The sequence below is a fragment of the Laceyella sacchari genome, from assembly GCF_004343255.1.
In the GTDB taxonomy this organism is placed as follows: Bacteria; Bacillota; Bacilli; order Thermoactinomycetales; family Thermoactinomycetaceae; genus Laceyella; species Laceyella sacchari.
Map to the genome: position 1 here is coordinate 206,965 of NZ_SMDD01000001.1, position 21,651 is coordinate 228,615.

Here is a 21,651-nt window from a genome sequence, read left to right on the forward strand (position 1 = left end):
GTGCCGTTTCATATTGTGCTGGTAGAACCGGAAATTCCACAAAACACAGGAAATATCGCCCGGACCTGTTCCGTGACAGGGGTGCAACTGCATTTGGTGCACCCATTGGGCTTTAAGATTGATGATGCCAAACTGAAGCGGGCTGGGTTGGATTATTGGCATGACTTAAATATTCAACATCATGATTCATTTGCTCAACTGAAAGAAAAATACCCGGACGGGCGTTTTTTTTGCGCAACGACCAAGGCGAAAAAAACGTATACTGAACATCAGTACCAACCAGGGGATTTCTTTGTGTTTGGCAAAGAGACGAAAGGACTAGCCCCGGACATCTTGTCCGCCCATGCGGAGACGTTGATTCGGATTCCGATGAAGCCGCAGACCCGTTCACTGAACTTGTCGAACTCCGCTGCCATTGTTGTGTATGAAGCAATGCGTCAAATCGGCTTCCCGGGTCTTGTATAAGAGCGTCGCCGCCCCTTCTGGGGAGGGGTGCGGCTTTAATTGACCGATCAGTATAAATGTAGAGAGAAGGGGAACAGGCATGATTAAAGCGTGCTTATTCGATCTGGATGGAACACTGCTTCCCATGGATACGGAAGCGTTTGTGAACGTGTATTTGGGTGCCTTGGCTCCGCAAGTAGCCCATGTCATTCCACCGGACAAGTTGGTGAAAATGATTTGGCACGCCACAGAAGAAATGATTAAAAACACCGATGAACAACTGACCAATGAGCAAGTCTTCGAGCGGACTTTTCTGGAAGTGTCCAAGGTGAGCAAAGAAGAGATTTGGCCTGTGTTTGACCGGTTTTACCGTGAGGAATTCCCGAAACTACAAACCCATGTTGGCCGGGAGCCGCTCATGCGCGAAGTGGTGCAGGCCGCGTTGGAGCGAGGATACAAAGTGGCTGTGGCTACTAACCCGGTTTTCCCCAAAGAAGCAATTTGGGAACGGATGCGCTGGGCTGGGGTGGATGATTTGCCGTTTTCGCTTGTGACAGTGTATGAAGAGATGCACTTTTGCAAACCACAGCCCTGTTATTATCTGGAAGTAGCTGATGGCTTGGGTGTAAAACCGGAAGAATGCGTCATGATCGGCAATGATATGCAAGAGGATATGGTCGCTTCCACGGTGGGTATGAAAACCTTTTATCTACAGCAACACCGCATTGACCGTGGCCAGCCTGTTTACCCTTTTGATATGGAAGGAACCGCCGCCGAGCTGTTGTCAGCGATTCGCGAGGGCAAAGAGTTGTTTGCCGCGGAGGCATTGAAGGTGAGATAACCATGAGTGAGTGTGGAAAAACCTTGGTTTTTGCACCAAGGTTTTTCTATCTTTTTCCTTTATTTTTTGATAAAATAGAAGTAACAACTTTCGATCTGTAGCATATATATGCTATAAATCTACTCGTTCACTCTCTATCATTCATTCTCTATGAAATTGAAAATCTTTTCAGATTTTTATTCAGAAAAATCAAACACCTTGTTTGGTCGCTTGACCGAAGGAGAGGAGGCTTTCCATGGATATTCTCAAGCGCATTGCCGAGTATCGAAACCGTGAGAAAGAACTTCAATGGGAAGGAACCTTCGCCGAGTACCTGGATATCATAAAGAAAAATCCCCGAGTAGCTCAAACCGCGCATTCCCGCGTTTATAACATGATCGCCAAAGCCGGTATTGAAACCGACTCGCAAGGGAATAAAAAATACCTTTTCTTCAGCAAGGAATTATTCGGACTGGAGCGTGCCATTGAACGCCTCGTCGAAGAATATTTCCACTCGGCCGCGCGCCGCTTGGATGTGCGCAAACGGATTCTGCTGTTGATGGGACCTGTCAGCGGCGGGAAATCTACCATTGTCACTTTGCTCAAAAAGGGGTTGGAAGAATACTCGCGCACCGATGAGGGCGCCCTTTACGGCATTAAGGGATGCCCGATGCATGAAGAACCGCTCAACTTGATACCGCGTGAACTTCGTCCGGAATTTGAACAAGAGTTTGGCGTCCGCATTGAAGGCAATCTATGCCCCTCTTGCCGCTTTCGGTTGCAAGAAGAGTATGGAGGCCGTATCGAAGATGTGATCGTTGAGAGGGTACTCTTGTCCGAAGATGAGCGCGTCGGAATCGGCACATTTAGTCCCTCTGACCCAAAATCGCAAGACATCGCCGACTTGACCGGTAGCATCGATTTCTCCACCATCACCGAGTATGGTTCAGAATCTGACCCACGCGCTTACCGGTTTGATGGAGAGCTGAATAAAGCCAACCGCGGACTGATGGAGTTTCAGGAGATGTTGAAGTGCGATGAGAAGTTTTTGTGGAATTTGCTTTCCCTGACGCAAGAAGGGAACTTCAAAGCAGGCCGCTTCGCCTTGATCTCCGCCGATGAAGTGATTGTGGCCCATACCAATGAGACGGAGTACAAAGCTTTTATCGCCAACAAAAAGAACGAAGCGCTACAATCACGGATCATTGTAATGCCGGTGCCGTATAACTTAAGTGTTACGCAAGAAGAAAACATCTACAAAAAATTGATCCAACAAAGTGACTTGGCTCACATCCACATCGCCCCACATTCGCTTAGAGCTGCCGCTATCTTCTCCGTCCTGACCCGCCTGAAAGAATCCAAGAAGCAAGGTGTCGACCTGCTCAAAAAGATGCGCCTTTATGACGGCGAATCAGTCGAAGGCATGGCCGACATCGATATCGAGGAACTGCGCAATGAGCATCTCGACGAAGGCATGGACGGGATCGACCCTCGCTATGTGATCAATCGTATCTCCAGCGCATTGATCAAGACAGAGGCCAACTTTGTCGGAGCATTAGATATCTTGCGCTCCCTTAAGGAAGGACTGGATCAACATCCGTCCATCACCCCCGAACAACGTGAAAAATTCCTCAACTTCATTTCCATCGCCCGCAAAGAATATGATGAAATCGCCAAAAAAGAAGTGCAAAAAGCTTTTGTCTACTCCTATGAAGAATCGGCCAAAACCTTGATGGACAATTATCTCGACAATGTCGAAGCATATTGCAACTGGCAAAAGATCCGCGATCCGATTACTGGAGAGGAGCTGGAGCCGGATGAAAAGCTGATGCGCTCCATCGAAGAACAAATCGGCATTTCTGAAAACGCCAAAAAAGCATTCCGCGAAGAAATTCTTATCCGCATTTCCGCTTATGCGCGCAAAGGCAAGCGTTTTGACTACAACACCCACCCACGCCTGCGGGAAGCAATCCAGAAAAAGCTGTTTGCCGACTTGAAAGACGTAGTAAAAATCACCACTACCACCAAGACGCCAGACGAAAACCAATTGAAAAAAATCAATGAGGTGATCAATCGTCTGGTCGAGGATTACGGGTACACTCCGGCCAGCGCCAATGAACTGCTTCGCTATGTAGGCAGCCTGTTGAATCGTTAAGCTGGTGTTACAAATGGTTCCCTTGTTAGTCACCCAGATTCCATCCGGGAGGTGAAAGGTATGTCACACCCCCATTTCAGCGTGTCAGAGGAAGACTGGTCGCTTCACCGCAAGGGTTATGAAGACCAACGCCGCCATCAAGAGAAGGTGAAAGAAGCCATCCGCAAAAATTTGCCTGACCTGGTCAGCGAAGAAAGTATCATTATGTCCGACGGGCAACAGATTATCAAAATCCCCATCCGCTCCATGGAAGAATATCGCTTTCGCTACAACTACAACAAAGGTAAACACGTCGGCCAAGGCAATGGCGACAGCAAAGTTGGGGATGTATTGGGCAAGGATTCGTCGTCGGGCCAAGCCGGGCCGGGCAAAGGTCAAGGCGCCGGTGACCAAGCGGGCGTGGATTATTATGAAGCAGAAATCTCCATCGCTGAGCTGGAAGGGATGCTCTTCGCCGAAATGGAGCTGCCCCACCTCGAGCGCAAAGAACAGTTGGAAATCACCACTGACGACATCCGGTTCAACGACGTCCGCAAAAAAGGCCTGATGGGCAACATCGACAAACGCCGCACTTTGCTCTCCGCCATCAAGCGAAATGCTATGACTGGTCGCAAAAAAATCCGTATCCATGACGACGACCTGCGCTTCAAAACGTGGGATGACGTCGTCGTACCCCACTCCAATGCTGTCGTCATCGCCATGATGGACACATCTGGCTCCATGGGCGTCTTTGAAAAATACATCGCCCGAAGCTTCTTTTTCTGGATGGTTCGTTTCCTCCGCACCAAATACGAAAACGTCGAGATCGTCTTCATCGCACACCACACCGAAGCCAAAATCGTGAGCGAAGAATCCTTTTTTACCAAAGGGGAAAGCGGGGGAACCATCTGTTCCTCCGCTTACCGCAAAGCCCTCGAAGTCATCGACAGCCACTATCCCCCAGACCGCTACAACATCTATCCCTTTCACTTCTCCGACGGGGATAACCTCAGCTCCGACAACGAACGGTGTGTTGGACTGGTCAAGGAAATCCTTAAACGATCCAACCTCTTTGGCTACGGAGAAGTAAACCAGTACAACCGCAACAGCACCTTGATGAGCGCTTACCGGCATGTAAAAGAAGATCGGTTCTCTTATTTTGTGATCAGAGAAAAAGCGCAAGTATATGAGGCGTTGAAGCATTTCTTTGGGAAGAAACAAGAGGGTTAAATTCGAGGAAACAGTTCAACTTTAGACTCATCAGCTTTTTTTCTAAGATAGGTCGCTTTCTCAAGTACAGACTTGAGGAGGCGATTTTTTTATACACATCATCCGTTTCACGGTAGGTAGACAAACGTTTTTTACTTTAGGAATGAACTTGTTTTTTCTTTTCTCTTTTGAATCTCCGATTCAATTTCTTCTTCAAGTGCTTCTATTTGGTTTTGTGTTATGCTGATTTGATCTTTAACAATCTTTTGTCGCTTCATGAACGTTTCAAAAGTGTATTGCTTTGTTTCAAGTAGTTCGTGTTGATAGTTTTCTTTTGCTTGTAATTCGTAAAGTACTTGTTTTAGTTTTATGAGTTGGACCTTTTTGAACTTGATAAACGATGATGAATTTTCTTTATTTGGATCGGAGGATAGCACCCAAATACATATCTTTATCGATACCAAATAACGGCTTACTGATCTTGGATTGAGATAGTGAATCAGAATTTTGTGCGTGCACATTGATGGAGAAAGTACTTAACCCATGGAAAGGGCCAGCAGACGCGAAACCACTCCAACCAAAAGGATAGTCACCAATAATGAATGAATCGGGGATTTTGGTTGGGTTGCTCTTCAAATCAATCGTTGAATCGAAAAAGCCCGGTGGCCACTTTAGAAAGGTTCGATCTACCTGTTTTTCCACTTTTTCAACATCAGGTAAATTAACCTTTTTCCCCTTTTGTTTGAGGTGATGGCGTAATGATTTTAGCTGATTGGGAGTGAATTCTGCGTGAGTAAAATATACGGCTGAATTGGTCGCCATCGCCATGAGAAGACCATTATTCAAGTTCAGATTAGGAGCTCCTTCCACAACGAGGCCAGTCTCCCTTTGCATTGTCGCATGACAGGCTGCACAACTGATTCCTACCTTCATCCAGCCTTCTGAAAGCTTAACAGGCACCTAGCGGAAGATATGTCCCCTTTGGAACATTGATTATCGTATCGACCAATGTTCCTTTTCTAAATGTTTTTCCACCTACAGTCACCGTTTTTGCTAGTTCTACTTTAAGGTTATCCGTTCCTTTTCCTCGTAATTTGATAATCGCTTTCATGATCGCAGGGACAGAAATCGCACCATCGACCATTCCCATGATGTCGGTCAAGAAGGCTTCGTTGCCAAACGTTTCTTTATAAAACGCTTCATGGTTAAAATATAATCGAATGATCATTTGACTGTTTAAGTGAGGTGTTTAATCCATGAAGAAGGACCAATGTGAAATTTACTGTTATGACGAAGAAAAGGTCAAACAGGTTCAAGCTTCGTTAAAAACTGTTGATCCGGTGGATACAGCAAAACTCTTTAAAGCTTTAGCTGATCCAACCCGCTTGAAAATTGCTTATGCATTGGTGGAAGAAGAAGAGCTATGTGTCTGTGACGTAGCCAATATTATTAATTCCTCTTTGGCTACTGCTTCCCTTCATTTGCGCTTGTTACGCAATATGGGGCTGGCCAAGTATAGAAAAGAAGGAAAGCTGGTTTTTTACTCGTTAGATGATAATCATGTAAAGCAAATGGTCCGTTTGGCCTTTGATCACAATAAGGAGATGAGTGAGTATGGAGCAAGCGCAAGATAAAAAAGTGTATCGTGTTCGAGGCTTTACTTGCGCCAATTGTGCGGCACAGTTTGAGAAAAATGTAAAAGACATCCCTGGCGTAACAGATGCAAAGGTTAATTTTGGAGCCTCTAAAATTGCGGTATATGGTACTCAACCCACGATTGAGCAATTAGAGAAAGCAGGGTCTTTTGAGAATCTCAAAGTGGCTCCTGAGAATCAAAAAATCCGAGTGGAACGGGTTCCTTTCTGGAAAAACAAAGAAAATATTCGTCTCTTTCTTTCCCTTGCACTTCTGTTAGCGGGTTGGGGAGCTAGTGAGTTTTATGGCGAAGAAGGATTACTGACGATTTTTCTTTACGCTTCTTCTATTCTCATTGGTGGATACCGACTCTTTATTAAAGGAATTCAAAACTTATTCCGTCTCCAGTTCGATATGGGTACCTTAATGACGATTGCAATCCTTGGTGCTGCGGCCATTGGTGAATGGGGAGAAGGAGCAACCGTTGTTATTCTCTTCGCCGTTAGTGAAGCTTTAGAACGGTATTCAATGGACAAAGCTCGTCAATCCATTCGCTCTTTAATGGATATCGCTCCCAAACAAGCTTTGATCCGACGGGGAAACGAAGAACTAACTGTTCCAGTGGATGAGATTCACATCGGGGATATCATGATTGTGAAACCAGGACAGAAGTTAGCGATGGATGGAGTCGTAGTGAAAGGAACCTCTTCCATCAATCAGGCAGATATTACAGGTGAGTCGATTCCAGTTGCGAAAACAGTCGATGACGAAGTGTTTGCAGGAACGTTGAATGAAGAAGGATTATTGGAAGTCAAAGTAACGAAGCGGGTTGAGGATACCACCATTGCGAAGATCATTCACCTAGTGGAAGAGGCTCAAGCGGAACGTGCCCCTTCTCAGGCTTTTGTTGATCGGTTTGCAAAAATTTATACGCCTGCCATTCTGATTTTAGGACTACTTCTAGCTACGGTTCCTCCATTACTCTTTGGCGGAGAGTGGAGTGATTGGATTTATCGTGGGCTAGCCCTGCTAGTGGTTGGATGCCCTTGTGCTTTAGTCATTTCCACTCCAGTTTCGATTGTGACAGCGATCGGAAATGCGGCTCGAAACGGAGTTCTCATTAAAGGTGGGATTCATTTAGAAGAAGTAGGAGCACTCTCTGCTATTGCCTTTGATAAAACAGGAACCTTAACGAAAGGTGTTCCTGCGGTGACAGACATCGTGGCATTTGTGAAAGAAAAAGAAGATGAATACTTAGCGATTACTGCTGCGATCGAGAAAAATTCGCAACATCCTCTTGCTTCTGCGATTATTCGAAAAGCAGAAGAAAAAGGGATGGATATTAAGTCACTGACAGTAGAAGACTTTACCTCCCTTACAGGTAAAGGGGTTCAAGCGAACGTTCAAGGAAATCATTATTATGTGGGAAGTCCAGCATTGTTCAATGAGCTATTACCTAATGGGTTATCTGAGGAACATTCTCAGCTGATTCTCCAACTTCAAACCCAAGGGAAAACAGTTATCGTTCTGGGAACCAAAATCGAGGCTCTTGCTCTGATTGCGGTGGCAGATGAAGTTCGTGAAAGCAGTAAAGAAGTAATTCAACAACTTCATCAATTAGGAATTAGGAAAACCGTGATGTTGACTGGAGATAACCAAGCAACTGCAAATGCGATCGGTCAGCGCTTAGGAGTTGGAGAGATCCAAGCCGATCTCCTTCCTCATCAAAAGTTAGAGTTTATTAAGCAACTTCGTTCAGATGGTTCCAGAGTTGCGATGGTCGGTGATGGAGTCAATGATGCTCCAGCACTCGCGTCTGCTACTGTGGGGATTGCCATGGGTGGAGCGGGTACGGACACTGCTTTGGAAACAGCCGATATTGCACTCATGGCGGATGATCTACGAAAACTACCATTTACAATCAAATTAAGTCGTCAAGCCTTACGGATTATTAACCAAAACATTTCATTCTCCTTAGTGATTAAAGCGATCGCCTTATTACTCATTGTTCCAGGTTGGCTCACCCTCTGGATGGCGATCTTTGCAGATATGGGAGCAACGTTAATCGTAACCTTGAACGGACTTCGGTTATTAAATGTAGCTAAGTAAAACTGAAACAGCCGATTCTATAGAACGTAAGACAATCGTCTGTTTCATCCACAGCTAATTTACTGCCAATGGAGTTTTTAACAAAAGATATGGAGATGGCATGGATGGAGAATTTGACACCTTTAAAAGCAGCTATAGATATTTGGAAGATGAAACATGGCAAACCGGAAGTCATACTCTCCCGGCAACGATCTCGTTTGGCCGACCTCATCCGTTTTTGTGATTGAACTCCCCTTATTATGCGAAGAGTTACCATAGAAAGTGTAAAGGAATTCGTGTCAGATATGTCGTTAGTCGGACATCTTTATTTAGGACGCTATATGGTTTCGACCACTTCAGGGTCAACCGGAGTGCTTGGGATCTTTATTCAGGATAAAGTTTCAGATACGATCATGAAAACGTTGATGGATACTCGAGGAACCAGAAAATTAAAATGGAGTGACATGTGGAAAATGGTGGTCAAAGGCGGCCGGAATGCGGCAGTATGCGCTACAGCGGGACATTTCACAGCATACAGCACGACTGAACGTATGCTTTTAAAACGCCCCCCCTAAGTGATCGTGCATAGTAATAAAGTTCTGAGTCGGGGCGAAAAAGACAGTGATCTCACTCAAAGGGATCGGGTTAAGGAGAAAGTGAAAGCACGAGAAAACAAAGCTTTTCAAACGAGTCTTAGAATGATCAGGGAGCCACAGCCAATACGGCTCCCTGAATATTATTGGTTAAAATCAACCTTCACAAGAGGAGTCGCATAAGAATGAAAGCGCATAATGCAGAAAAACCATTATCCTCCCCAAAGGAGTTGGAACCTGGAGAATGGTGTGAATATTATCGGCAAAGTCGAAGGGCTTATCTACACCCCGTCAAAGATGAGCTGTTTGTAATAAAGAACAGCGGTCAGCTAGGTCGTTGGCGTTATATACCAGAGCTCACATTTGTGGATGGATTTGAAACAGCCGATATCCAAGATTTAGTCTTTTCCCCAGAGGGAAAGTGGTTTGCCATCATGGTTCAGTCGCTTAGTCGGATTGAGATACGAAGTACAGCCGATCTAAGTTGCTTGCATCAGATCAAGAATGAGTTCATACACGAAGAAGCTTTTGATATGTGCCTTAGTCAGGATGGGCGCTGGCTGGTGGTTGATACCTACAAATATTATGGAGAGGCCGATGAAGCAGAAGGGATCGCTTGGATTGATTTAGAGACAGGAGACTCATTTGCCCGTTCGTGGTGGGAAATGAATTATATTGAACCGGAAGAGATTGGTTATGGAGCTGTTGTTCATAAAATGAGTATTTCACCTGACCAAAAGCAGCTGGCGGTGAATGAGTGGAAATATTGTAGTAGTGCAGTGTTGCATCTCTTTCCGAACTTGCATCATAAACATCAACCCGTGGAAGAACAGCCATTAAGTTATCATATCGGTGACAGAATTTCTGATTTTTGTTTCCACGCCAATTCCACCAACCTGTTCTGTTTTAAGACGATGGGTCCGAGTGAATGGAAAATGAGTGATCGTCAACACTATTCCTCTGGATGGCTAGGAGAGTTGATCGCCCTATCAACAACGCGTCAGGATGAATTGTGGCGGGTAACGATCGATTATCGCTTGACCGGCTTGGAATGGGGAATCTCAGAAGGTACTTATGGTTCTAAAGGATATGCAGGCAAAGTATTGGTTGGAGAAAAGGAAGTAGTTTGCACAGCCCCGGGTGGTCAGTTGCTATTCTTTGATATGGAAAACGGAACATTGAAGCTGAAGATGAAAGTGAACGGAAACTACATTTACGCCATTGGCTGGCATCGTGATGGGGACAAAATCCGGGTGGCGACAGATCAAGAACTGCAAGTGATTGAGTGGAAGTGAGGTGAGCAGTTTAGTTGCCATGTAGAAGTTTATTATAGAAATGAACATGTGCGGTATTCAATTTGTTCTGATAAGTCTGATGTAACGAAGTTTTGTATAGAAAGGAGAATGAGTAAAGGTAAAGTCCACCTCTCCGGGCAGCAGCTTGGGGAGGTGGTTTTTTAACTTCATGGATCACTAATGGTGGTAAGTTGACTAAAATCAAGAGAATTTTAAAAGGTAAAGGAGGAAATAAGACATTTAGATACTACCTAAAGAGGTCAAATAGTTAATGATGGCAGAATTACTCAAAACTTTGTAAGTATCTTTTAACGTTATGATTGATTTCTTGATCTTCAATAGCAAAATCAACAACAGCTTTTACAAATCCAAACTTATTTCCAATATCATAACGCTTGCCTTGTATAATTTGCGCATATATTCTTTTGTTCATTGCCATTTCATTTAGTGCATCAGTTAACTGTATTTCGTCGTTTACGCCAAATTCTGTTCTAGACAAGAAATTAAATATATCACTATCTAAAACATACCTGCCTATTACTCCTAAATTTGATGGAGGATTCATTTTGGGTTTTTCGATTAATTGACGGACTGATACTAAATCTCCTTTTAAATTCTTACTTTCAGGGTCTATTACTCCATATCTGTGTAACTCTTCTTCAGGAATTTTTTGGATACCTATTATTGGACGTTGAAGCTTTTGATAACTGGTTATAAGCTGGCTCAAACCTGGTACTTCACTTTTAATAATGTCATCTCCTAATAATACGGCAAATGGTTCATTGTTAATAAATTCTTTTGCACATAAAATGGCATGACCTAAACCGAGTATCTCATTTTGATAAACATAATTTATATTTGCTAAATCGGAAAGCTTCTTGACTATATTCAAATATTCATTTTTGTTTTTCCTTTTTAAAAATGCCTCTAGCTCTGCAGATTGAGTAAAGTAATCTTCTATTGATTTTTTATGGCTACTCACAACTATAATGATATCTTCGATTCCTGAATTAATTGCTTCTTCAACAATAAATTGAATAACTGGTTTATCAACAATTGGAAACAACTCTTTAGGCAAGGACTTTGTTGCAGGTAAAAGCCTTGTCCCCCATCCAGCAGCCGGAATAATTGCTTTTTTAATCGGCATTAATAACGTCCTCCACATTACTTGTTTATAGATGAGTACAATGGTGAAAGTAAAGAAGCCGGTTATTAATTAACCAGCTAATTAGAGTGTATCTGGTGAATCGATTATGAATTTCCTGGAATGTTAACAACAAAAACAAGAACCGAGCCGTTTTGAACGGAATTTTGCGGAAGGTTGGAATAAGAATTATCTAGTACGAAATCACTTCAGACTTATTACCAAGCCGTTTCCAATGTTGATATGTTTGTCTGATCCCATCAGCACGTCGTAGACTCGACAAAAAAGGCGGGCATTACTTCTAGTATAAGGGACTTGAATAAAACCATAGAGGTCTGATAATTTAAATCCATCTTACTGGTGAGAGATGGTTTACCGCCTGCTTTTACAATTACTCCCTGTCATCAACATGCCTTTACCCAATTACCAGAATTACTCAATGCCGTTTCCTTTCCAAGTTGTGCTCAACAAGGCTTCGCACTAGGCCGGATCATCTTATTGACGATCAAGTCTGTTGTAATTCGTCATGTCGTCGATTTATTCAAAATGTCGGAAATCTCACACCCCCTGTAGAGATAAAGTGGAGCGTCAGGCTCAAAAGCTGGGGCGTCTCTGACTTACAAAGAATCATATTTACGCAAATGCTATTATTTGTTTTTATTACCAAATAAAAAACTACATAAATCAATTATTAAACATTTTTTATAATATTATTATCGAAAATAAATGGAATTTATAAAATGATTATCGGTTTAATGTAAATTATTTTTTATCATTGGTGCATTTCACATAATCACCCCCTGAAATGGCTCTATTTAATTTATTATAACAACTTATGCTTACTAATTTACATAAAAAATCATGGTAATAATAAATCGATTCGATCGTAAAATGAATAATTTTATATAATTTTGTTAATTAGTTATTGACTATTAAAGTATGTATTTATTAAAATGATGGAGTACAAAATAATTTTATTCAATTCTTTACAGAGGTGATATTGATGGATCAACTATTTAAAGAATTGAAGTTGGAAGAATTGGAACAGTATGCTGGTAATGGTTTTACTGCAGCTCAATGTGCAGCATTTTTTGTTCAATGTGCAAGTGGTGGAACCATCGGATGCGGTGGTATGTGGCATGGAAGACCTGCTGCCTGTGATCTCTATGATCAATATTGCAAATAACTAAATTACATTGAGGAGGAAGGAGTTATCCGCCCTCCTCATATTACATTTATTTTATTTTTGAGGGTAGAATTATGGGTACTAATAATTTTATACATACACAACAATATAGAAGTCATGATTGTGGTTTGGCTTGTGCATCTTCAATACTTAAGTATTATGGTTATGATTTTGGGATAGATTATTTAAGAGACCTCATTATAGATAAAAAAGGGTATAATTTAAAAGATTTAGTTTCTATCTTTAAGAGCTTTGGTACATTTACTTGTAAAGCGTTTGAAGTAAATAAAGAAAAGCTAGTAGAGGTTTTTGATCATATAGACAAACCTAGCATTGCTTTAGTAAAGGTAGATAATAATAATGATCAAGAAGGGCATTACATTGTCATTTATCAAAAGAAGGGCTTAAATCTCATAATTAGCGATCCACAGAAAAAAACATTAACCAAACTTCCAATTGATGAGTTTAACAAAAACTTTACTGGTATTTTACTTGTTATTGAGCATAACGGTTCTACTTCCGAGGCGAATTATAAAGATAAGAATAGCAAAATAAACATTATTAAAGATTTTATTTTAAATAATAAACTGTTTGTCTCGGCGATTTTCTTTTGTTCCCTGGTAATCGTGTTTGTAGCAGTCATTGTCTCTTTATTTTTAAAGTCGATAGTGGACTTTATCATTCCTATGTACTTATATGATATGTTAAATATTATTGCTTTAATGTTTTTAGGTGCCAACATTCTTAGAGTGATCTTCTCTTACCTCAGAAATCACTTTATTATTAAATTATCCTGTACACTGGATAAAAAAATAAGCGACAGCTATTTTAATAAAATAACGAAGCTGCCAATCAGATTTTTTAAAAATAGAGATGATGGAGAGATTATTTCTCGGTTCGACGATAGTATTTATATTAGAACCATTTTTAGTACGAATGTAATTGCCGCTGTGTTAGATTTAATTATTATTCTTGGTATCGGAACAGTTTTGTATAAAATTAATCAAACTTTATTTCTTACGACGCTATTGCCATTATTATTGCTTGTCACTTTAACTATTTTGTTTTATGAGACCTTGGATAAGAAAAATAAAGAATTAATGCAATCTCGTGCTAATACAACTTCATTTTTAGTCCAATTCATTAAAAATATGCCAACAATTTATGCATTTAATAAGAAAGATTATTTCCTTAAATCCTTCAAAGAAATATATTCTAATCAATTAGATGCTATGTCAAAGGAAATGAAAGTAGTATCTATAAATGACACTCTAAAAATTCTTGTACAGACTTCTTTTTCAATTATTGTTTTATGGGTTGGAGCACAACAGGTATTAAATGATTCTATTACTTTAGGAACGTTATTGTTAATTAGTTCCCTTGTGAGCTTTATGATGGGATCTTTAGATAGTTTAATCAGTATTCAATCAGAATTGCAAAAAGCATTTGTGGCTGCTGAGAGATATTCTGAAATTATTAATTACCCAGTTAATTCTCCAACACAACAAATGAAAAAGTTAGATAAAGTAAAAAAAATTGAGTTTAAAAACTTCACTTATAGCTTTGATCACATAAATAATACATTCGAAAATGTGAGTGCTTCATTTTATGAAAATGAAAAAATACTTTTAGCAGGGAAAAGCGGTGTCGGGAAAAGTACATTAGTACAGTCTTTAGTTAAATTCTATAACATCAAGAATTCGATGGTGTTTGTAAATGAGATCGATATTAATTACTACGATCATAATGAATTAAGAAAAGAGATTATTTACCTTAACGAACATCCCTTTTTATTTAAAGGGACAATTAAAGAAAATCTCTGTATGGGGGCTGATTTTACAGAAGATGAGATAATCATTGCTTGTCATTTGGCTGGTATTTATGAACATATTGCCTCTTTGCCTAAAGGATTACAATATTATTTAAATGAACAAGCTACTAATCTTTCAACTGGACAAAGACAAAGGCTCTCTTTAGCAAGAGCAATTCTTCATAAACCAAGTGTATTAATATTAGACGAATCACTAAGCAATGTAGATCCAGAGAGTTTAAAAGTTATAGTGAATAATTTACTAAGCTTAGATTGCATGATTATTTTTATTTCGCATAACATAGAATTTGTGGCAAATTTTGATCGTAAATTTATCCTTGAAAATAATAGTTTAATTGAAATCTCTGGTGAAAGCCCAACGAAAGTTATTCAAAAACAACCTGAATCTCCTTTATAAGTTGTTATTGTATAGGATTTGAGGTGATAGGATTATGAGAAAATATATTGTACTCTCTCTATTATTAATTACTTCTGTTGCTATTGTGTTTATGATATTTAACTCTAAGAACCTAGAAAAGCCACTTTATGAAAAAGTAACATTAGCGACATTAAAAAAACAAATAAAATCCAATGACACTTTGACTGTATATATATATAAAACCAGCTGTCCAGCATGCCAACAAATGAAGCCTATTTTAAATAAGATAATCAAAGAAAAAAATATTAATATTAAAGCTCTTAATACAGAGGAAAATGGTAATTATGACTTATCCTATTTTAAGGATAATAAGATATCGAAGACACCGACAATAATACATTATAAAAATGGCAAAGAGGTAAGTCGGATAGAGGGTTTTCATTCAGAAAAAGAAACGGCTGAGTTTCTGATGAAGAAGTAATAATGTAAGTTAGAAAGGAAGATTAGATTGAAAAGCATAGGTAGTCTTTATATGGAGCTAAAACAGCATTATCCCCAGTCTTCCCTGTATTCTGATTTAGGTTTCATTCTAAATGTTGAATCTTGTAAGCATATTGAATTGCCATATGTTAATGATTTAAAGTCATTGGTTGCTAACTACGAAAAAGCTGATGTCCCGGATATTTGTTGCGGCATTATGACATACAATGAAGAAAGGTGTATTTACAGGTGTTTAAATAGTATAGTAGGCGAGTTTGATGAGATTATTTTATTAGATTCTTTTTCAACGGATAATACTGTAAAAATCGTAAAAGAGAATTTTCCTGAGGTTAAAATTTTTTTCGAACCCTGGATAAATGATTTCTCTCATCATAGGAACCAAATTATTAAACATGCTTCTACGCAATGGGTTTACTTTATTGACGCAGATAATTGGTATGATACTGAAAACAAAGGTAAAGCAAAGAGGATTGCAAAGCTGATCGAATTCCTGAATATTAAATGTTTGATTAGTCCTCTTATTCATGAGCATAATGGGAACATACAAATAGATAACAGGAAAATGTTTCCGTTAAAATATGATATTAAGTTTTACGGTAAGGTTCATGAAGAACCTCTTTTTCCTGACTATACGGTTCCCCTTAATATCGATGTAAATATCAAAGTACACCATGATGGGTATGATGCAACAATAGTTGATCAGAGAAAAAAGATCGAAAGAAATTTGAATTTAATAAAGGAAATGATAGAACAAGAACCACAAAACCCTAAATGGTTTTATTTTTATGGAAGGGAATTATATGAATATAAAGAGGATATACAGGTAGTAAAGAATATTCTCTTGAAAGCAGTTACTCTGTATAAATCAAGTTCCTACAAACGATACTATTTTGAAACAATTCTATTGTTTTGTGATGTTCTATTACAAACGGGCGATTTTAAGATGTTATATGAACATATAATGTTATTGGAAAAAGAGTTCCCCGAATGTATAGACACAGACTACTTTAAAGCATCTATGATATTTGTAGACATTAGAAATAAAACTAAAAATTTGATCGATTCTTTGGAAAAAAGCATCGGAAATTCCCAAAAATACAGTGTGATGAATCCAAAGCTAGATCATATCAGATATTTAATATCAAATATGTATTTGTTTCTATTAGATATAGATAGTGTAAAAAGAACTTATAATCAGATTGAATCTGATGATTTTAAAAACGCATTTAAAAATAATGTTGATGAAATAAAAAAGATTGATTTATAAAGGATGTAACCAATGAAACAAGTATCCCAAAACATATATTTAATCCTTTCTTTATCCATCTCATTGGTAGCTCTTGTGGGGAGTTTGTATTATAGTGAGGTGGTTGGTTTAGTTCCTTGTGAATTATGTTGGTATCAAAGGATTTGTATGTTTCCATTACCACTCATTATAGTCATTTCTATTTTAAAAGAAGACCCAAATGTCAAATATTATACTGGAGCACTTTCTTTAATAGGTCTTACTATATCGTTATATCAGTATGTAATTCAAATGCTACACACAAAGAGTAGTTTTTGTAACATTGCTAGTGACTGTTCATCCATTCAAGTTCAATATTTTGGCTTTATTACTTTGCCGTTATTGAGTGGATTTGCTTTTCTGTTAATCTTAGTTTTCTCATGTCTTATTAAGAAATAAATAATTCTTAAATAAAACTGTTGGTTCCAACTAAATTTCGATTGAAGGAACCCCTGAAAATATAAAAAATTCGACTGTCAAACCAGGTCCAAAACCGGCGCAATTAACTTAATTTGCGACGGTTTTATTTATGGGTTGGGTAACTAGAACGTGTCTAGTGAAACAAGGCGGAAAAAATTTTTCCCAATGAGTAGCAAATGGTAAATCGCTTTTGGAGTCTCTGACCAAATAATAAGACTTGTTCTAAAGAAATGTTGAATGTCCTGAATATCCTATTAGAAAATAAACCGCCCAAAGTGACTTTAAGGAATGTATAAGAATAATCAAATTGAGTGGTGTTTTGTATGGATTACATGAAAGAATACGAACGCTGGATGATGGATGATCAGTTGAATCCAGAGCTTAAGCAGGAATTAGAACTAATAATGAATCAAGACAAGGAAATAGAAGATCGTTTTTATCAGTTTCTCGAATTCGGCACAGCAGGCTTACGCGGAATAATGGGGGCGGGAACCAATCGAGTGAATGAATATACGGTGCGAAAAGTTGCTCAGGGATTATCTCAATATATAGCCGGGCAAGGGGAGAAAGCTAAGCGAAAAGGAGTAGTCATCGCTTATGATTCCAGGCATAAGTCTCCGGATTTCGCCCGGGAAGCGGGACTCGTGTTAGCAAAAAACGGGATTAAGGTCTATGTGTTTGAGGGGGTTCGTCCCTCACCGGAATTGTCCTTTGCTGTACGTTATTTGAATGCAACAGCGGGGATTGTCATAACAGCGAGTCACAACCCTCCGGAATATAATGGGTTCAAAGTATATGGACCTGATGGGGGACAAATAACCACGGAATTGGCCGATGCCATTACGGCGGAAATTGCGAGTGTTCCAGATGAATTAAAAGTGAGGGCAGCCTATATGAGTTGGGCTCAGGAGAAAGGGCTTTTTGAGTGGATTGGGGAAGATGTGGATGAAGCTTATCAAGCGAAGCTTCGAACACTTGCTACGCAACCAAAGGAATACAACAAGGATTACAAAGTGGTTTACACTCCACTCCATGGAACAGGCAATCAACCGGTGCGCCGTTTACTTGCTGATCTTGGGTTTAACCATATCTTTGTCATACCGGAGCAAGAGCATCCCGATCCGAATTTTTCCACAGTTCGATCTCCAAATCCTGAAGAGTATGATGCATTCAAATTGGCTATTGAAGCCGCAGAAAAATGGGGGGCGGATATAATCATCGGAACTGATTCAGATGCTGATCGGGTTGGAGTCGTAGTTCGGGATGAAAAAGGACGGTTTGCCATGTTAAATGGTAATCAGTTGGGAGCGCTTTTATTGGAATATATTTTGTCACAACGTGCGCAAAAAGGAGATTTGCCACCAAATAGTGTAGTCATAAAGTCTATTGTGACTTCGGAGATAGGCAAAGCTATTGCCACACTATATGGTGTGGAAGCGATGAACACGCTAATCGGATTTAAATATATCAGTGAAAAGATCAAACAATTTGAAGAGACGAAAGAAAAAACATTCATATTTGGATATGAAGAGAGCAATGGTTATCTTGTTGGTGATTTCTGTCGCGATAAGGATGCGGTGCAAGCATGTATGGTCGTAGCAGAAATGGGGGCATATTACAAGAGACGAGGGTTAACCCTGCACCAGGCTTTGCTTCGTTTATTTGAGAGGGTAGGTTCTTTCAAAGAAGAAACGGTATCTATCACGTTAAAAGGCATTGAAGGTCGACATAAAATCAATCACATTATGGAACAGCTTCGAAAAGAATCTCCGACATCACTTGCAGGTATTTCAGTCATAGACTGTAAAGACTATATGCAGGGGATTGAAGGCCTCCCGAAATCGAATGTGTTGAAATTTTTTTTGGAGGATGGTTCTTGGTTTGCTGCCCGTCCGTCGGGAACTGAACCAAAGATCAAATTTTATTTCGGTGTCAAGGGAACAAGCTTACGAGATTCCCAAACAAAGCTGGATAAGTTAAAAAAGAATACTTTAGCTTTATTTTTCGGCAAGTCATGAGACCTCCTCTAATTTAAGAGGAGGTTTTAGTTCATCTTAAAGATACAATACTATACATACTATAGAGAAAGAAAAGAACAGGTTGTTGCGGGTCTGTAATCACCATTCTTCAATTTTTTTGTCCTTTTACTGCAACTTCGTTCAGATGGTTTAAGAGTTGCGATGGTTGGTGACGGAGTGACGCTCCAACATTTGCTGAAAATACCTTACTCTGTATTTTGTATATCTGTCCCTCGCGTGATTTCCGTACTATACCACTTCAAACTTCGAATAATTATCTATAATATAACTATTCCGAGGGAATGAGGGAGTGCCATATGAAACGAAATGTTAGTTTTTCTGATGTTCTAGAGGCGTTGGAACGATTAAATGGTGTAGCTCATCGAACGCCAGTTGTGACCTCACGTATCTTGAATAAGATGAGTGATCAAGAAGTGTATGTGAAGTGCGAAAATTTCCAGCGTGGGGGTGCGTTTAAATTTCGAGGTGCGTATAATGCGATCAGTCAGTTATCAAGAGAAGAGAAAAAAAGAGGAGTCGTTGCTTTCTCATCTGGAAATCACGCGCAAGCTGTTGCTTTGGCTGCAAAAGAATTGGGTATACTTGCTGTAAATTATATGCCAATAGATTCTCCTTCAATAAAGAAAGAAGCGATGAAAGAGTATGGGGGTGAGGTAGTCTTTTATGATCGGATGAATGAGGATCGTGAAGCAATCGCCAGGAAATTTTCAGAAGAAAAGGGGATGACTATTATTCCACCTTTTGATGACCCCAGAGTGGTTGCGGGAGCAGGTACATCTGCACTTGAGTTGCTCCAAGATGTAGGAACAGTTGACGTAATGATGGTTCCTATTGGTGGAGGCGGATTAATTTCCGGGACATCTATTGCTGCACATGGTTTTGATGCCCGTATTAAAGTGATTGGCGTGGAGCCAGAAGGTGCACATGATACTCTTTTATCGTTAAGAGCGGGCAAAAGGGTTGGCATCCCACCTTCAAATACGATTGCCGATGGACTACGTGCCACGATTCCAGGGCGTTTTACCTTTCCTATTATAGAAAAACATGTAGAAAATATAGTTACTGTCAATGATGATGAAATCATCGAAGCTATGAGATTTGCTATGACCAGGCTAAAAATGGTGGTAGAGCCATCTGGTGCAGTTACTTTGGCAGCTTTACTGTCAAAACGGTTACCGTTTAAGAATAAACGTGTTGGCATTATTATTAGTGGTGGAAATGTTGATCCTTCTCTGGTAGCTCGTAGTCTCTAAGTGAAGCAAAGGGATCAAGTCCACGATGACAGCGGTTATGGTGAAGGTGGAGGGATGTTATATGATCACAGTACAAATTGAAGAAATAGATGATATATCAATAGATGTTGGATCAGAAGATGACGTACCACCATTATATTTATTAAGTAAAAAGAAAAACGGAGTGAAAATTTACCAAATTAGTCCTGCTGATCATGAGAAAAGACCAATAGAAGCAGTTAAGCATGTGCTTACAAACTTCCTTATCCAAAAAAATAAATTTCCTATATATTTGTATCTTGAAGTTTATCCTGATTTGATGGTTGATTTTAAACATGAAAATATTGATTTTGAAGTAGTACACTTGGAGGACTTTAAAAAACGCGATTATGAAGGAGATCGATTTGTTGGTTTTTATCAGGTTTTGCGAGTAAAAATTGATAATGAGTCTGTCCTTCGACATATTATTAATAGAACTTACAATTTGGCTACTATTCATTTCCTTTACCAATTATCATATAATGAGCATCTGGATTTTAAAGTGTATAAATCTCCTGTAGATGCAGTTGTGCCGATTTATCATATGCTAGAATCCAGTTCGTATATTATCGCTGGTTACGATGGTCTATATTTAGAGTTAATTACCAATGAGCCGGAATTTATGGAATTGCATCAATTAGCTAGGTTTTTATCTGCGATTGTTAATGTAAAGATTTGAGATAATAATATCGCTGTATGTGGATGAAGGCTTGAACCCGCCTCTCTAAGCAGAGAAGCTTAGGGAGGCGGGGATTTTGGAATTAGTGAAAATTACCCAATTTGTTTAGAGGATGTTGCCCAACAAATCACTCAAGAGGATAACAACGCTACTCACAATATTTTGTTCTTCCATAACATAGCGGCACGCATGGGTAGCTAAACAAGGGATACCTACAACCCAAAAGAATAGGATGAAACTCATATGGAAAGTTATGATAATTACCCAATCACTTAATTTGAATATATATTTAACGATAATAAGTGGGAGTAAAAAAATAATCAAAGCGACAAGGTAATTAACTAAATAATTCTCCAAATAGACGGGTAGCGTTTGAGATGGATTTTCTGTAGGACCTAGATGGATTTGTCCAATCACTATGCCTACAAGGACAGAGAGGGCAACAAGAGAAACAGAGCTGAGAATAAACTTACTTAGTATATGTTTGATCATTGAACCACGTTCCTTTAGGAATTTTTTATATTTTATATGATACCGACACATAGCTCACTTCTTCAATATCGGTAAAATATCAATGGGTGTTTGCAAGAAACCTAAATGAAAAGATGAGTACCCATTCAGGCTTGCATCGCTTAGATCCCAAACGTTAGTCTGACAAGGAGACCTCCTCTGAATTTTTGAGGAGGTTTTAGTCTATTCCGAACCAATATAAGGGAAAG

At 39.5% G+C, this 21,651-nt stretch carries 16 protein-coding genes and 1 pseudogene; 15 read left to right on the top strand and 2 right to left on the bottom strand.

The window, feature by feature from the left end:
- From EDC32_RS01060 to yhbH, 4 genes are all read left to right on the top strand, one after another.
- Complete coding sequence (locus EDC32_RS01060; protein ID WP_132219668.1) at positions 1–465, top strand: tRNA (cytidine(34)-2'-O)-methyltransferase; 465 nt, start codon at positions 1–3, stop codon at positions 463–465.
- Positions 466–544: 79 nt separating this feature from the next.
- Positions 545–1,285 (top strand): HAD family hydrolase, encoded by a 741-nt coding sequence (locus EDC32_RS01065; RefSeq protein WP_132219669.1) that lies wholly within the window; start codon positions 545–547, stop codon positions 1,283–1,285.
- A 235-nt stretch (positions 1,286–1,520) separates the two neighbouring features.
- On the top strand, positions 1,521–3,419 hold the full coding sequence (locus EDC32_RS01070; protein ID WP_132219670.1) for a PrkA family serine protein kinase: 1,899 nt from the start codon (positions 1,521–1,523) through the stop codon (positions 3,417–3,419).
- A 60-nt stretch (positions 3,420–3,479) separates the two neighbouring features.
- A complete protein-coding gene (gene yhbH, locus EDC32_RS01075; RefSeq protein ID WP_132219671.1) occupies positions 3,480–4,628 on the top strand; it encodes a sporulation protein YhbH in 1,149 nt (382 codons plus the stop codon).
- A 399-nt stretch (positions 4,629–5,027) separates the two neighbouring features.
- Here yhbH and EDC32_RS01080 read toward each other — a convergent pair.
- Positions 5,028–5,808, bottom strand: a pseudogene (locus tag EDC32_RS01080) (electron transport protein); the annotation flags it as partial.
- A gap of 55 nt (positions 5,809–5,863) precedes the next feature.
- Here EDC32_RS01080 and EDC32_RS01090 point away from each other — a divergent pair.
- The 3 genes from EDC32_RS01090 (at position 5,864) to EDC32_RS01100 (ending at position 10,218) form a co-directional block, all read left to right on the top strand.
- Positions 5,864–6,241 carry an ArsR/SmtB family transcription factor gene (locus EDC32_RS01090; protein WP_132219674.1) on the top strand — a complete coding sequence of 126 codons (378 nt, stop codon included), beginning with the start codon at positions 5,864–5,866 and terminating at the stop codon, positions 6,239–6,241.
- Positions 6,222–8,351 carry a heavy metal translocating P-type ATPase gene (locus tag EDC32_RS01095; RefSeq protein WP_170176045.1) on the top strand — a complete coding sequence of 710 codons (2,130 nt, stop codon included), beginning with the start codon at positions 6,222–6,224 and terminating at the stop codon, positions 8,349–8,351. The genes EDC32_RS01090 and EDC32_RS01095 overlap by 20 nt, the downstream gene beginning before the upstream one ends.
- Positions 8,352–9,108: 757 nt before the next feature.
- Complete coding sequence (locus EDC32_RS01100; protein WP_132219676.1) at positions 9,109–10,218, top strand: hypothetical protein; 1,110 nt, start codon at positions 9,109–9,111, stop codon at positions 10,216–10,218.
- Positions 10,219–10,501: 283 nt separating this feature from the next.
- On the opposite strand, the gene galU is transcribed toward EDC32_RS01100, so the two are convergent.
- Positions 10,502–11,365 carry a UTP--glucose-1-phosphate uridylyltransferase GalU gene (gene galU / locus EDC32_RS01105; RefSeq protein WP_132219677.1) on the bottom strand — a complete coding sequence of 288 codons (864 nt, stop codon included), beginning with the start codon at positions 11,363–11,365 and terminating at the stop codon, positions 10,502–10,504.
- A gap of 1,000 nt (positions 11,366–12,365) precedes the next feature.
- Here galU and EDC32_RS01110 point away from each other — a divergent pair.
- The 8 genes from EDC32_RS01110 to EDC32_RS01145 all read left to right on the top strand — a co-directional run bounded on the left by EDC32_RS01110 (position 12,366) and on the right by EDC32_RS01145 (position 20,932).
- Entirely contained in the window at positions 12,366–12,548 is a 183-nt protein-coding gene (locus EDC32_RS01110) for a sublancin family glycopeptide (protein ID WP_132219678.1), read from the top strand.
- Positions 12,549–12,622: 74 nt separating this feature from the next.
- Entirely contained in the window at positions 12,623–14,776 is a 2,154-nt protein-coding gene (locus EDC32_RS01115; RefSeq protein WP_132219679.1) for a peptidase domain-containing ABC transporter, read from the top strand.
- Between the two features lie 34 nt (positions 14,777–14,810).
- Entirely contained in the window at positions 14,811–15,218 is a 408-nt protein-coding gene (locus EDC32_RS01120; RefSeq protein ID WP_132219680.1) for a thioredoxin family protein, read from the top strand.
- A 51-nt stretch (positions 15,219–15,269) separates the two neighbouring features.
- Positions 15,270–16,505: a SunS family peptide S-glycosyltransferase gene (locus tag EDC32_RS01125; protein WP_132219681.1), complete on the top strand. Its 1,236-nt coding sequence runs from the start codon at positions 15,270–15,272 to the stop codon at positions 16,503–16,505.
- Between the two features lie 12 nt (positions 16,506–16,517).
- Complete coding sequence (locus EDC32_RS01130) at positions 16,518–16,922, top strand: disulfide bond formation protein B (protein ID WP_132219682.1); 405 nt, start codon at positions 16,518–16,520, stop codon at positions 16,920–16,922.
- Positions 16,923–17,266: 344 nt separating this feature from the next.
- Entirely contained in the window at positions 17,267–18,961 is a 1,695-nt protein-coding gene (locus EDC32_RS01135) for a phospho-sugar mutase (protein ID WP_132219683.1), read from the top strand.
- Between the two features lie 317 nt (positions 18,962–19,278).
- Positions 19,279–20,235 carry a threonine ammonia-lyase gene (locus tag EDC32_RS01140; protein ID WP_132219684.1) on the top strand — a complete coding sequence of 319 codons (957 nt, stop codon included), beginning with the start codon at positions 19,279–19,281 and terminating at the stop codon, positions 20,233–20,235.
- Positions 20,236–20,296: 61 nt separating this feature from the next.
- Entirely contained in the window at positions 20,297–20,932 is a 636-nt protein-coding gene (locus tag EDC32_RS01145; protein ID WP_132219685.1) for a hypothetical protein, read from the top strand.
- The last annotated feature ends 719 nt before the right edge of the window (positions 20,933–21,651 follow it).